13 protein-coding genes are annotated in these 14,755 nt (G+C 29.5%); 11 read left to right on the top strand and 2 right to left on the bottom strand.

All coding sequences use genetic code 11. From position 1 onward, the window contains the following. Positions 1-22: 22 nt before the first annotated feature. From ACMHJW_RS08265 to ribD, 7 genes are all read left to right on the top strand, one after another. Entirely contained in the window at positions 23-1,114 is a 1,092-nt protein-coding gene (locus ACMHJW_RS08265) for a M42 family metallopeptidase (RefSeq protein WP_413532937.1), read from the top strand. A gap of 422 nt (positions 1,115-1,536) precedes the next feature. Further along, entirely contained in the window at positions 1,537-2,274 is a 738-nt protein-coding gene (locus ACMHJW_RS08260; protein ID WP_413532936.1) for a DUF4290 domain-containing protein, read from the top strand. 24 nt (positions 2,275-2,298) lie between these two features. Beyond that, complete coding sequence (gene murA / locus ACMHJW_RS08255; protein ID WP_413532935.1) at positions 2,299-3,609, top strand: UDP-N-acetylglucosamine 1-carboxyvinyltransferase; 1,311 nt, start codon at positions 2,299-2,301, stop codon at positions 3,607-3,609. Between the two features lie 10 nt (positions 3,610-3,619). Further along, entirely contained in the window at positions 3,620-4,297 is a 678-nt protein-coding gene (locus ACMHJW_RS08250; protein ID WP_413532934.1) for a DedA family protein, read from the top strand. Further along, entirely contained in the window at positions 4,294-5,031 is a 738-nt protein-coding gene (locus ACMHJW_RS08245; RefSeq protein WP_413532933.1) for a shikimate dehydrogenase family protein, read from the top strand. Before ACMHJW_RS08250 ends, ACMHJW_RS08245 begins: the two co-directional genes overlap by 4 nt. A gap of 54 nt (positions 5,032-5,085) precedes the next feature. Next, on the top strand, positions 5,086-6,948 hold the full coding sequence (locus ACMHJW_RS08240; protein WP_413532932.1) for a DUF349 domain-containing protein: 1,863 nt from the start codon (positions 5,086-5,088) through the stop codon (positions 6,946-6,948). Positions 6,949-6,957: 9 nt separating this feature from the next. Continuing rightward, the gene (ribD, locus tag ACMHJW_RS08235; RefSeq protein ID WP_413532931.1) at positions 6,958-8,010 is read left to right on the top strand and encodes a bifunctional diaminohydroxyphosphoribosylaminopyrimidine deaminase/5-amino-6-(5-phosphoribosylamino)uracil reductase RibD; all 1,053 of its coding nucleotides are present in this window, start codon (positions 6,958-6,960) and stop codon (positions 8,008-8,010) included. A 3-nt stretch (positions 8,011-8,013) separates the two neighbouring features. On the opposite strand, the gene ACMHJW_RS08230 is transcribed toward ribD, so the two are convergent. Then, on the bottom strand, positions 8,014-8,226 hold the full coding sequence (locus ACMHJW_RS08230; protein WP_413532930.1) for a hypothetical protein: 213 nt from the start codon (positions 8,224-8,226) through the stop codon (positions 8,014-8,016). Between the two features lie 140 nt (positions 8,227-8,366). Here ACMHJW_RS08230 and ACMHJW_RS08225 point away from each other — a divergent pair, with 140 nt between their 5' ends. Together ACMHJW_RS08225 and ACMHJW_RS08220 are read left to right on the top strand one after the other, a co-directional pair. Further along, the gene (locus tag ACMHJW_RS08225; protein WP_413532929.1) at positions 8,367-8,972 is read left to right on the top strand and encodes an IMPACT family protein; all 606 of its coding nucleotides are present in this window, start codon (positions 8,367-8,369) and stop codon (positions 8,970-8,972) included. Continuing rightward, positions 8,972-10,021: an acyltransferase family protein gene (locus ACMHJW_RS08220; RefSeq protein ID WP_413532928.1), complete on the top strand. Its 1,050-nt coding sequence runs from the start codon at positions 8,972-8,974 to the stop codon at positions 10,019-10,021. The genes ACMHJW_RS08225 and ACMHJW_RS08220 overlap by 1 nt, the downstream gene beginning before the upstream one ends. Positions 10,022-10,074: 53 nt before the next feature. Here the strand turns inward: ACMHJW_RS08220 and ACMHJW_RS08215 are convergent, their stop codons facing one another. Then, the gene (locus tag ACMHJW_RS08215) at positions 10,075-12,246 is read right to left on the bottom strand and encodes a hypothetical protein (RefSeq protein WP_413532927.1); all 2,172 of its coding nucleotides are present in this window, start codon (positions 12,244-12,246) and stop codon (positions 10,075-10,077) included. Between the two features lie 349 nt (positions 12,247-12,595). Here ACMHJW_RS08215 and ACMHJW_RS08210 point away from each other — a divergent pair, with 349 nt between their 5' ends. Continuing rightward, positions 12,596-14,101 carry a GH3 auxin-responsive promoter family protein gene (locus ACMHJW_RS08210; protein WP_413532926.1) on the top strand — a complete coding sequence of 502 codons (1,506 nt, stop codon included), beginning with the start codon at positions 12,596-12,598 and terminating at the stop codon, positions 14,099-14,101. A gap of 94 nt (positions 14,102-14,195) precedes the next feature. Continuing rightward, a complete protein-coding gene (locus ACMHJW_RS08205) occupies positions 14,196-14,747 on the top strand; it encodes a hypothetical protein (RefSeq protein ID WP_413532925.1) in 552 nt (183 codons plus the stop codon). Positions 14,748-14,755: the final 8 nt, after the last annotated feature.

The raw sequence follows: 14,755 nt of genomic DNA, 5'->3' as shown, positions 1-14,755 counted from the left end.
TTTGCTAGATAAATAAACTAAAATGAGTGTAAATAATTTATTTGATCAACAATCTTTGGATTTTTTGACAAAGTATTTGAATACAGCTTCACCAACAGGTTTTGAAAGCGAAGGACAAAAAGTTTGGATGGATTACATTAAACCATATGTAGATGAAGTAAGAACAGATAATTATGGATCTGCTTATGGAATTATTAATCCTGAAGCGAAATATAAAGTTGTGATTGAAGCGCATGCAGATGAAATTTCGTGGTTTGTAAATTATATTTCAGAAGATGGATTGATTTATGTTGTTCGCAACGGAGGATCAGATCATATGATTGCACCTTCTAAAGTTGTAAATATTCATACAAAAAAAGGAATTGTGAAAGGAGTTTTTGGTTGGCCAGCAATTCATTTGCGTCAATCAGGAAAAGACGAAGCTCCAACTCCAGATAAAATTTGGATTGATACAGGTTGTGTTTCAAAAGAAGAAGTTTTAGAACTAGGAATTCATGTAGGTTGTGTGATCACTTATCCAGATGAGTTTTTCACGTTAAACGATCGTTATTTTGTTTGTCGTGCGATAGACAATAGAATGGGAGGTTTTATGATTGCTGAAGTTGCACGTAAATTAGCAGAAAATAAAGATAAATTAGATTTTGGTTTATACGTTGTTAATGCAGTTCAGGAAGAAGTTGGTTTACGTGGAGCAGAAATGATTACGCAAACCATAAAACCAAATGTTGCAATTATTACAGATGTAACACATGATACAACTACACCAATGATTACGAAATCGAAAGAAGGTGAACAAAAATGTGGTGATGGTCCAGTTGTTTATTATGCGCCAGCAGTTCAGAATAATGTACGCGAATTAATTATTGATACAGCAGAGAAAAATAATATTCCTTTTCAGCGTGCAGCAAGTTCTCGTGTAACAGGAACAGATACAGATGCTTTTGCCTATAGTAATGGAGGAGTCCCTTCTGCTTTAATTTCGTTGCCGTTGCGTTATATGCATACAACTGTAGAAATGGTTCATCAATCAGATGTAAAAAATGTGATTGAGTTGATTTACGAATCAGTAAAAACAATTAAAAACGAACAAAGTTTTAAATATCATACTATATAATATAGTACTATAAACTGATAAAAACTATAAAAGGCTATCAAGAGATAGCCTTTTTATTTGAATAATAGAAGAACTATTTTATTATTTACATTTAATTTAGCTTTCTAATTAATAGAATAAGGTTAGAGATTGATAATAAAAACTAAACAAATCATCAAAAAACCGAAATTCTATTTTATAAAAAGAAAATACTATATTTGTTGAAAATCAAAACGATTTTAACTTAATTTCCTTGGTTATAAAAATTCTTAACTATTTTGAATTGAATAGAAAAAAACTTGTTTTTACAATTTATCTTCTTCAACTTATAATCAATTTTTGAGGAATAAAATTTAATAAAAAATTAGCAATCAATACAAGTTTTCTACCCTAATAATCGGATAGAATTTTGTAAGTTTGTAACCAATACATTAGAAAATTTAATGGAATATAATACACTTCGTTCACAATTGATTATTCCAGAATATGGACGTCATATTCAAGAAATGGTAAATCATTGTAAAACAATAACAGACGAATCGGAACGCAACGGATTTGCCGAAATTATTATTGAAGTAATGGGAGAATTAAATCCGCACTTGCGCGATGTACCAGATTTTCAACACAAACTTTGGGATCAACTTTTTATCATGGCAGAATTTGATTTGGATGTAAAATCTCCTTATCCAATTCCGACTAAAAAAGACACGGTAAATAGTAAACCAAATAAAGTCGAATATCCAAAAAGTATATATAAATATAGATATTACGGAAATAATATTCGTAAAATGATTGACGTTGCAGTGACGTGGGAAGAAGGAGAAAAACGAGAAGGTTTGTACTTTGCTATCGCCAATCACATGAAAAAATGTTATTTACTTTGGAACAAAGATACGGTTGACGATCAAGTTATTTTCAATCATTTATATGAATTGTCTGATGGTAAAATTGATTTAAGAAAAGTTGATGATAATTTGGTTTCTCCAGAACGATTGAATTCGAATAATAATCATTCAAACAACAATCAAAATAACAGAAGTTACCAAAATAATAATCGTAATCATCAAAATAATAACAATCGAAATAATAACCAAAATTCGAATAATCGTCAAAACAACAATAACCGAAATAATCAAAATAATAACAATCGAAACCAAAACGTTCGAAATACAAAAGGTTAAATCAAAACTATTTAATACAACTAAATGGCAACATTTCAAATAAAGGGAGGGAAACCTTTGAAAGGAGAAATTACTCCGCAAGGTGCTAAAAATGAAGTACTACAAATTTTATGTGCGGTTTTATTAACCAATGAACAAGTTCGTGTAAAAAATATTCCAGACATCCGTGATGTCAATCGTTTGATTGAAATTTTGGGTGATTTAGGTGTGAAAACACAAAAAAATGGAAAAGGTGATTTTACTTTTCAAGCGGACGAATTACGATTAGATTATTTAAAAGGAACACAATTTCGCAAAGATGGCGCTGCATTACGTGGATCAATCATGTTAATGGGACCACTTTTAGCTCGTTTCGGAGAAGCTTTTATGCCAAAACCAGGAGGAGATAAAATTGGACGTCGCCGTTTAGATACACATTTCGAAGGATTTTTTGCCTTAGGAGCTAAATATCGTTTTAATCCAGATGAAGATTTCTATGGAGTAGAAGTTGATGAAAATGGATTGCAAGGTTCTTACATGTTATTAGAAGAAGCTTCTGTAACAGGAACTGCAAATATTATTATGGCTGCGGTTTTAGCGAAAGGAACAACAACTATTTATAACGCTGCATGTGAACCTTATATTCAACAATTATGTAAAATGTTGAATCGTATGGGAGCTAAGATTTCTGGAATTTCTTCTAATCTATTAACAATAGAAGGAGTTGAGAAATTGGGCGGAACAGAACATACATGTTTACCAGATATGATCGAAATTGGATCTTGGATTGGGTTAGCAGCAATGACAAAATCTGAATTAACAATCAAAAATGTTTCTTGGGAAAATTTAGGCGTTATTCCAGATGTTTTCAAAAAATTAGGAATTAAATTAGAACGTCGCAATGATGATATTTATATTCCAGCTCAAGAACATTATGAAATAGAACGTTTTATTGACGGATCGATTTTAACGATTTCTGATGCTCCATGGCCAGGATTTACACCAGATTTATTATCAATCATTTTAGTTATTGCAACACAAGCAAAAGGAAGTGTTTTGATTCACCAAAAAATGTTCGAATCTCGTTTATTCTTCGTAGATAAATTAATCGAAATGGGCGCACAAATTATTTTATGTGATCCACATAGAGCAACCGTTATTGGTCTTAATCACGAAATACCATTAAAAGGAGCTGAATTAACTTCTCCTGATATCCGCGCAGGTATGTCTTTATTGATTGCTGCACTTTCAGCGAAAGGAAAAACAGTTATTCATAATATCGATCAAATAGATCGTGGTTACGAAGATATCGATGTACGTTTACGTGCAATTGGAGCTGATATAATCAGAGCTTAAAAAAAAGAAAATGCAATCTATTATTGAGTTTATCACCAATTTTGTTCAACGTCCAGATAAGGTATTAATGGACATTATCAATAATTACGGTTATTGGATATATGCTATATTATTCCTGATAATTTTTGCAGAAACAGGCTTAATTATCATGTCATTCTTAATGCCTTTTTTACCTGGAGATGCACTAATATTTTCAATTGGAATGATTGCCGCAAACGATGAGCAAAACCATTTGCATATCGAATATATTATTCCTTTGCTAATGGTTGCAGCAATTCTTGGTGATAATGTAAATTATTATGTCGGACGCAAATTTGGCGGTTGGATTTTAGGTCGAAAAGATTCATGGTTTCTGAAAAAGAAGCACATTGAAAAAGCAACAGAATTTTTTAATGAAAATGGTAAAAAAGCAATTATTATCGCTCGTTTTATGCCTGTTGTTCGTACCATAATTCCATTTATATGTGGTGTTACAAATCTTAATTACCGCACATTTATTACCTATAGTTTTATAGGTGCTGTTCTTTGGGTTGGCGTTATTTCGCTTTTAGGACACACATTAGGTCAATTTGAGATTGTAAAAAATAATTTAGAGAAATTCATTTTCGGAATCATTTTATTAGCAAATATGCCATTGATTATCCGTTTAGTGAAAGCTCAATTTAATAAAAACAAAATAAAAGAATGAGGCAATTTGGTTTAATCGGAAAAAATATAGCTTATTCATTTTCTAAATCTTATTTTGCTGAAAAATTTAAAAACGAAAACATTGTAGACGCTGTCTACAATGTTTTTGATTTACAGCATATCGATGAAGTAAAAAAGGTATTCGAAATCGAAAATTTAAAAGGTTTTAATGTAACAATTCCTTACAAACAAGAAATTATTCCATTTTTAGATCAATTATCACCAGAAGCAAAATCAATTGGAGCTGTCAATACAGTTTTGATAAAAGATGGAAAAAAAATCGGTCATAATACAGATTGTTATGGCTTTTATCATTCATTAAAACCACTTTTAGAATCACATCGCAAAAAAGCATTAGTTTTAGGAAATGGTGGAGCTGCTAAAGCAGTTTATTATGTTCTTGATTTATTGAAAATTGAATATAAAATTGTATCAAGAACAAAAACAGAAAATAATTTTACATACGACGATTTGAATGAAGAAATTATGAATTCTTATCAAATTATCGTGAATTGTTCACCTTTAGGAACTTTTCCAAATATTGAAAATGCGCCACTTATCCCTTATCAATTTATCAATGATAAACATTTGTTATATGATTTGATTTACAATCCACCTTTGACAAAATTTATGGAAAAAGGACAGCAAAATGGAGCCAAAATAAAAAATGGTCACGAAATGTTGATTCTGCAAGCAGAAGAAGCTTGGAAAATTTGGAATAATCATACAGAATAGTCTTGATATTTTCCTCAAATTTTATTAGATTTGAGAAACAAAACTTATTTTCTTATGAATAATGAAATGGATAACCTGCAAAATGCAGACGGAGAACAATTACCAAAACCTGTAACTACAAAGGATTTGAACACAGAATCTTATAAAACGGAAGAGTTAACGAACCAAGAAAAGAAAAGTGAAATTTCGTTCAAAGATTATGAAACATTTAGTTTTGATGTTTTGATCAATGAAGCAAAAAATTTACTAAGTAAATATGATGTTCAAGATATTCGTGAACATTTTAATCTTATTCGCGATACTTTCAAAGCTAAATTAGAAGAAGATGAAGCTGCCAAAAAACAAGAATTTTTGAATGAAGGAGGAGATGAATCAGATTTTAAATACGAAACATCTTTTAGAGCAAAATTCAATCTTGTTTACAACGATTTCAAAAATCAGTTAGCAGTTTTTCATAAAGAAAATGAAAAAAAGGAAGAAGATAATCTAAATGAACGTTTAGAAATTATTGAAGAATTAAAAGCCTTGTATCAAGAACCAAGTGATTCATCGGCAGCAATGTTCAAGAAATTTCGTGAGCTAAAAACTCGTTGGCATAATGCAGGAAGAATTCCAAGTAAAAATGCGGAAAATGTATTCAAAAATTATTTTTTCCATTTAGATAATTTCTATACATATTTAGATATGAATAAGGAATTACAAACGCTGGATTATGCTCATAATCTAGAAGTTCGTCAATCCATTATCAAACGTGCAGAAGAATTAGTACAAGAAGAAAATGTACAAAAAGCATTGAATGAATTGCAATATTTGCATCGTTTATGGAAAGAAGAAGCCGTTCCTGTACAAGAAGATTTGCGCGAACCAACATGGCAAAAATTCAAAGAATTGACAAATAAAATTCATGATCGTAAAGGAGAATTGAATGAAAAAATAAAACAAGAGCAAAAAGATAATTTAGAAAAGAAAAATCAGATTATTGCTCGTATAAAAGAAATTACAGAACAAGCAACAACAAAATCGCATGGTGATTGGCAAAAAGCTATTTCTGAAGTTAATTCTTTGCGTGAAAGTTTTATCACTTTAGGGCGCGTTCCAAAAGATAAAAATTCTGCAACTTGGGAAGCTTTCAAAGAAGTTACAAGGCAATTTAATCATATAAAAAATGATTTCTATAAAAATCTGAAAACAGAGCAACAATTCAATCTTGAAAAGAAATTAGCATTACTTGAAATTGCAAAACAACATTCGGACAGCACAGATTGGAATGCTTCTGTACAAGTGATCAAAAAAATTCAAAACGATTGGAAAAAAATTGGTCACGTTCCAAGAAAAAATTCAGATAAAATATGGAAAGAATTTAAAAATACTTGTAACCAATTCTTTGATCGTTACAAAAATCGTCACGAACAAGCGAATCAAAAATTCGAGCAAAATTTTGAAAAGAAACAAGCATTTTTAGAAGATTTCAAAAATCAAACGATTTCTGAAAATAAAGATGAAGCATTAAAACAATTAGATGAAATTCAGCATAATTGGACAGCTTTAGGTAAAGTTCCTGCTGATAAAACATCTATTAATCAAGAGTTTTCAGATTTTTATCATAAGAAACTAGATGCGTTGAATCTTTCTAGTAATGAACTGAATGATTATAAGTTACAATCTTTTGTCAATAAAGTGAAATCTGGAAATAATGGAAATTTATTAGACGACGAAATTAGAAAAACACGCAAAATAATTGACGATTTAGAAAAAGAAATCAATCAATTAGATAACAATGTACATTTCTTTTCGAATGCGAATGAAAACAATCCTTTATTAAAAGATGTTTACAAACAAATTGACGAAAAACGTAAAAAATTAATTGAAGCAGAAATCAAATTGAAAACATTATTCAACATTGATTTTAATGCATAATTTTTAAGCATGACAAAACAATCTATCGATGAGCAATATATGGCTCGTTGTATACAAATTGCAACAAACGGGTTAGGAACAACATATCCTAATCCGTTTGTTGGTTCTATTATTGTACATAACAATCAAATTATAGGCGAAGGTTTTACGTCTGAATATGGTGGACCACATGCAGAAGTAAACGCAATTAATTCTGTTAAGAATCAAGAATTATTAAAGGAATCTACGTTGTATGTTACGTTAGAACCTTGTTCGCATCACGGAAAAACACCTCCTTGTGCTGATTTGATTATAGAAAAAGAAATTCCAAAAGTTGTAATAGGAACTTTAGATCCTTTTGCAAAAGTAAATGGTCAAGGTTATTTGCGTTTATTGAAAAATGGAGTAGATGTTACGTTGGGTGTTTTGGAAAAAGAATGTATCGAACTCAATAAGCGTTTCATTACTTTTCATGAGAAAAAACGTCCGTATATTATCCTAAAATGGGCACAAACCGAAGATGGATATATGGGACGAGACGATGTGCAATTGTGGATTACAAATCAATATACGAAACAATTGGTACACAAATGGAGAACGGAAGAGCAAGCAATTTTGGTTGGGAAAAATACAGCCTTGATTGATAATCCACAGCTTAATTCAAGATTATGGAAAGGAAATAATCCGTTGAGAATTGTGATCGATAAAAATCTCGCAATTCCGAGAAATTTTCATTTGTTTGATCAAACTCAACCAACGGTTATCTTTAATTCGATTGAAAACAATTCGGAGGAAAATTTAGCTTTTGTACAATTGGATTTTTCAGAAAAAATTCTTCCACAAATAATGGATTATTTATACAAGAATAATATTCAATCCTTAATTATAGAAGGAGGAAGTGGTACAATTCAACATTTTATTGATGCTGATTTATGGGACGAAGCTCGAATTTTGAGCTCGGATACAATTTGGAACGAAGGAATTTTAGCTCCACGATTGAAAGGAATTCGAACTGAAAAACATCGCTTTTTGAATGATGAATTAAATATTTTCGAAAATAGAATAGAAATTGAAGAACCTTAGATTTTAAGGTTCTTTTTTATTTTCCATTTCATAAATTATTAAATCAGTTTCTAATATCCAAAGAGAATTTTTTATTGGATTATGATTATTAAGCTTTAATTCATCTAAATTTTTATCAAATAAAACCAAAACTCTTCCTTCAAATAAATCATTATTTATTTCAATAACTTTTCCCTTCTCTCCAATTAAAATCCAATAATGATTCCCATCTTTCAAATCATTTGTATTCTTTTTTCCTAAAAAAGTATTTAAAATAACTTTATCATTTATAATTCTTTTTCATCTCGTATAAATATAAAACCTTTCTTCTTTAAAAGTACTATTTAAACTATCTTTGCGCTACTTTTCAATACAATATGACGGACAATTATCGTACAATAGAGAAACCAGTAGAAAATGTGATTTTTAAAGAATTGGGCAGTAAGTTTATTAATTTTGCTTATCCAGTTGAAAACGAAGATGACATCAAAATTTATTTGGAACAATTGCGCGAAATTCATCCCGATGCAAATCATCATTGTTATGCTTATGCGCTTGGAATTGATGGTAAAAATCATCGTGCAAATGATGATGGCGAGCCAAGTGGTTCGGCTGGTTTACCAATTTATAATCAGATTTTATCAAGCGAAATTACCAATGTTTTAATTGTTTCTGTACGTTATTTTGGCGGAACAAAATTGGGAATTCCTGGTTTAGTAAAAGCTTATAAATACGCTGCACAAGTTGTTTTGGAAGAAGCGAATATTGTTGAGAAATTTGTTTCGAAACGTGTGAAAATGGTTTTCAATTATGATCAACAAGGAATTGTAGAGCGCAATATAGATCGTATTTCTGGAGAGATAAAAGATAAACATTTTTCAGATAAATGTATGTTTACGATATCTGTTAGAGAAAGTAAATTGGACGAATTTATTCGCATGTTTGATGAATATTATCAAATGGAAATAAAAATAATTGACTAATGCTAAATAGCTTAACTTCTTTACGTTTTTTCTTTGCTTTTGTAGTTTTCTTAAGTCATTTAACGTTTGTAAAAACAGATTTAGCTTGGTATAATTATTTAAAAAATGATGTCTTTTTCGAAGGATATCTTGGCGTTGGATTTTTCTTTATTTTGAGTGGATTTGTTTTGGCTCTTAATTACGAAAAGAAAATTATTGACAATCCAAATTTTGATAAAAAGAAGTTTTACATCGCACGAATTGCACGAATTTATCCTTTACATGTTCTCACTTTTTGTGTTATGTTGCCTTTTGTTATGATTAATGTTTGGCAAGGATTTTTTCATTGGGATATTGCTGGTGCAAACTTATTTTTATTACAATCTTATATTCCGATAAAGGATTTTTATTTTTCTATTAATAATGTTTCGTGGAGTATTTCTACTGAATTATTTTTCTATTTAATGTTTCCTTTTTATGTAATTTGGTTACATAAATTTCCGAAATTGAAATATATTTTATTGGTTACTATTCCGATAATTATTTTCGCAGAACCTTATTTCAGATCAAATATGAAATTGGAAAAAGCTATTTTTTATATCAATCCAATTGTTCGAAGTTTAGATTTTATTTTAGGAATTATCACATGTCAAATCTATAAAAAGATAAAAGATTCTAAGATTAATTTCTCGAAAGGAACTTTACTAGAAATAGTAGCTGTTATTGTTTTATCGCTATTTTTCTACTTTCATAATGATATTGCAAGAGCTTTTCGATATGGCATATATTATTGGATTCCGATGATTGGAATTGTTTTAATTTTTGCGTTACAAAAAGGTTTATTGTCTAAAATTCTTCAACACAAAAGTTTTGTTTATTTAGGAGAAATTAGTTTCGCATTTTATATGATTCATATGATTGTGATAAAATATGGAAATCAATATTTACCAGCGATAAATGATTTTATGAAGATTGGAATTTATTTTGCGATTGCTTTAATTTTAAGCTCTTTAACGTTTGAATATTTTGAAAAACCAGTTGCAAAATTTATAAAAGAAAAAGTAAAGTAATCTCGAATAGTTTATTCATGAATACTTTACTTATTGTCTTTCTTCTTTTTTACTTATTGCATTTCGTCGATTTGCGGTTGAGCAACTTCATTTTTAGGATTTTTTAATTTTTCTAACAAACGTTTTGCTTGTTTTGCTTCTTCAGTTCCGTCATAAGCTGTTGCAACAACTTCCAATGCTTGTTCAAATTCTTCTTTTGAAGCCGTTTGTTTCAAAACATAAGCATTTAATAAAACAAATTTTGCGATAATAATTTCAGTCGGATATTTTACAATTGCTTCCTGAACTTTTTTCTTTACATCGTCATATTTTCCTTCCTTGTAAAGCTCATAAGCAATTTTGTAGGCATCTACAGCTTCTTTTGTTTCTGGAGTAATATATTCAACTTCAGGATTTAAAATGTAACCAGCATAAATTGTATTTGGATAATTCGTAAGAATTTCGTTTTTGTAGTGATCTTCTAATTTTTTATCACGATTTCTGTAAATACGATATAATTGATAAGTTGCTTTCAATTTTACATCTTCCGATTTCGGAGGAGTTGCAACTAATTCTTTCAATTCTTTTCCTGCTAATTCGCTATTATCAAAAGTTTCGAAATAACCAACTCCTAAAGATAATTGCGTAGTATCGCGTTCAACTTTCAAATCATCCAAAGCTTTTTGAGTTGTTGGTATTTTTTCTAAATAATAATCTATTTCGAAACGTCTTGGATCACCAGTTGAGATTTGTCCCGTTAATTCGGCTTGTTTATCTTCAATAACAGTACTAATCGCATTCGAATTTCGCCAATTATCTTTCAGAGAAATTCCTCCCCAAATACGTTGGAATTCTGTTTGTCCGTTTGATTTTAAGCCTTGATTATAGAAATAAAATTTTCCTTTGTCTGCATTATTAAAACTAGAAGTAAAACTCGCAGTTTTTGTTTCCAACTGAAAAGATTCCATTTCTCTTTGTTGTTCAACAGCTTGTTTTTCTTCTTTCTTTTTTAATTTTTCAATATAATCTGTGAAAAATTTTGATTGATCTTCTTTTGAAAGTTTAGCAATTTTTAAAATAGAATCATTTTTTTGAACTAAATAATGTTTTTCCATTAACTTTTTCAAAACATCGTTTCGTTTCCCAATTCGTGTTTGATCTTCTTTTAAATTATAACTTGTTTGTGCAGAATCATAATAAGCAGAAGCATAAACATAGTCGTTTTGTTTGAATTTTATATCACCATAATTTTCATATGCTCGTCCACGAATATAAGGATCAGACATTGGTTCTTTCAAACTTAGTTTTGCATATTCTACAGCATCGTCCATTTTATCTGCTCGCAATGCCATTTCAGAAATACCATAATACAATTCATTTTTCTTAGATGTATATATTCCTTTTTTAGCAACGTCAAGTAGATTCTGTTTATAGTTTGAATAATTATTAATTTTAGGATCGAAATTAGCAGCAATAGCCAATTGAGATTTAATCTCCATATCAAAGCCAGGACTCATTTTATATACTTGCATAAATGCTTCTCCTGCTTCTTGTTGTTTTCCTAATTTAGAAAAAACTTGCCCCATTGTATAAAATAAGCGCGTTCGTTCTTCTTTATTTGTAGAAAAATATTCAGCTTTTTGCAAAGGATCTAAGGCTTCTTCGTACTTTTTTTGATCAATTAAAAATTGAGCATAAGTGCGAGCAATCATTGTTTTTAGCTCTTTGCTTTTGTAAGGATCATTTTCATATAATTTTTGCAACGTTTCGGCTCCATCAAAATAATTTCCACCTTTTATTTCTGCAACTGTTTTATATACATTTGCTTCTTGCGCATATTTAGAATCTTTGAAATTTTTGACAACATAATTTAATGCATCAAGTGCTTCAAAATATTTTTGTTGATAGAAAAGAGATTTTCCAATCAAAAGATACGCACGCGCCATTAAAGGATTTTTTTCTTGTCCTTTAATCAACATGGAATGCTTTTCTATAGATTTAGAAGCTTTTGCTTCAACAGCAGCAAATCCGACAGGTTTTTCTACTCGATCTTGATTATTTTGATTTCCTCCACCAAAATCAAAGTTTGGTGTATTTAAATTTCCAAGACTAACAGAATCAGAAAAATATTCGATACCAATAGGCAAAATTTTCGAATAATTTTCTACATAATTTGTTTGTAATTCTGTGTTCTTTTTATCTAACTCTTCTTCAGCATTAAATATTCCATTAAACCACGAAGTCATTTTATGAAATTGTCGGTTTTTGAAACTATTTTTTTGCGTAGAACAGCCGATTAAAAAACTTGCGGCGAATATACTCAGTACAATCTTTTTCATGATAGTGAATAAAAACAAATCTACAATAAAACGTTCGATTAGAAAAAATCTTGCATCCTTCGAAAAAATAAGATAATTTTATGTAGAATAGGAATAATTCGGAAGGTACTTTTAACGCAATGATTATAAAATGATAGCTAAGGATTTAGCTTTAATGTAATTAGTGATTTGACTAAGAAAAATCATTGCAATTGTTGTTAAATTATTTAGAATATTCGTTTAAATTCGACCAATAATAATGTTTTAAATGAATAGCATGAAAGCTTTTTTAGCGAAAATTTTTGCAAAATACATTGTCAACAAAGAACAAAAGTGGATAAAAAATCCGCTAGAAACACAAGACAAAATTCTACATGAATTAATTGTTGCTGCAAAAAATACAAAGTTTGGAGTTGATCATCATTTTGATTCAATCAAAAATTATGAAGATTTCAAATCGCAAGTTCCTATTAAAGATTATGAAGGTTTGAAACATTATTTTGATGAAGTAATTGCAGGAAAATCTGATATTCTTTGGCCAGGGAAACCGCTTTATTTAGCTAAAACTTCTGGAACAACTTCTGGAGCGAAATATATTCCGCTTACAAAAGAATCTGTTCCAACACATATCAACTCTGCTCGAAACGCTTTACTGTTTTACATTAATGAAACAAAGAATTCAAGTTTTGTTAATGGTAAAATGATTTTCTTACAAGGAAGTCCTATTCTTGAAGATAAAAACGGATTGAAAGTTGGTCGACTTTCTGGAATTAGTGCACATTTTGTTCCTAATTATTTACAAAAAAATCGTTTGCCATCTTACGAAACAAACGTAATTGATGATTGGGAAACTAAAGTAGATAGAGTAGTAGATGAAACCAAGAATGCTGATATGACGCTAATTTCTGGAATTCCACCATGGCTAATCATGTATTTTGAACGATTAATTAAAGTTTCAGGAAAGGAAAATGTTCAATCGATTTTCAAAAATTTGCAACTAATGGTAACAGGCGGAGTTAATTACGAGCCATACCGAGATAAAGTAAATCAATTAATTGGTCGAAAAATAGATTGTATACAAACTTATCCAGCTTCAGAAGGATTTATTGCGTATCAAGATTCTCAAAAAAATGATGATTTATTACTTCTATTGAACAATGGAATTTTCTATGAATTTATTCCTGTTGATGAATTTTTTGATGAAAATCCTACAAGAATTTCATTAAAAGACGTAGAAATAGGAAAAGATTATGTTCTAATTCTGAATACAAACGCTGGTTTGTGGGGATATAATATTGGCGATACAGTTCGTTTTACATCCATTAAACCTTATAGAATTGTTGTTTCTGGACGAATCAAACATTATACATCTGCATTTGGCGAGCATGTAATTGGGCATGAAGTGGAACAAGCTTTACAGAAAACTTTAGAAAAATATCCAGCAAGTGTAAACGAATTTACGGTTGCGCCATTTGTCAATCCAACAACAGGTTTACCATATCATGAATGGTTAATAGAATTTGATCAAAAACCACAAAATTTAGAAGAATTTAATAAAGAACTTGATCTTCAAATGCGTGATCAAAATACATATTATGATGATTTGATAAAAGGAAACATTTTGCGTCCGTTGGTTATTTCTGAAGTTAAAAATGAAGGTTTTCAGCATTATATGAAATCAATCGGAAAGTTGGGAGGACAAAATAAAGTTCCGCGTTTGTCGAATAACCGTGAGATTGCAGATGAATTTCACAAGCTGAATTTAATTTTTGATCAGCAATAAAAGCACAGAAAAATCGAAAGAAGAAATATCAAATTAATAGATTTTAAAATCATAGAAAAAAGAGCTTCCTAGAAGATTTTCTTAAATTTGCAGCATGAAATATTTATTCCTTTTAGTTATATTACTTATACTTTTTATTATCTACAAAAAACTAAAAAAAGATCAAATAGAAAAAACATTTCTGAAAGAAGAAGAACAAAAAATCGAGTATTTAGCAATTGATAAAGAAAATGATTTGATTCAAAATTCTAATCAACAATTTTCTGAATATCAAATAAAAATAGATTCGGTAACGAAGAAAAAAAATACATTAGAATTTTTAATTTCTGTTCAAAATAATAGTACTAAAACAGCTCGAATTAATATTATAGAAGCTGATTTTTACTCAAATTTTTCTCAAGAAAAGATAAAAGCAGATGTTACTTTTTATGGTGAATTGGGAATGGGAACTAATGATATTTTATTGAAAAATACAATTTTACCTGATTCGCATGTTATTCGAAATATTTATTTCTTCGATACAGATTTGGATCGTTTCAACCAAAATGATTATTTGGAGATTGATATCGAAATAAATGGAGAACATTATCAGTTCAAAATTTATTTTCATCAAACAACTTTACAATCGATAAAATATATTCAATAAACAGATTT

Source organism: Empedobacter brevis (assembly GCF_965118635.1).
In the GTDB taxonomy this organism is placed as follows: Bacteria; Bacteroidota; Bacteroidia; order Flavobacteriales; family Weeksellaceae; genus Empedobacter; species Empedobacter brevis_A.
The sequence above is the reverse complement of the archived record's forward strand: the minus strand, read 5'-3'. Positions and strand labels throughout refer to the sequence as shown.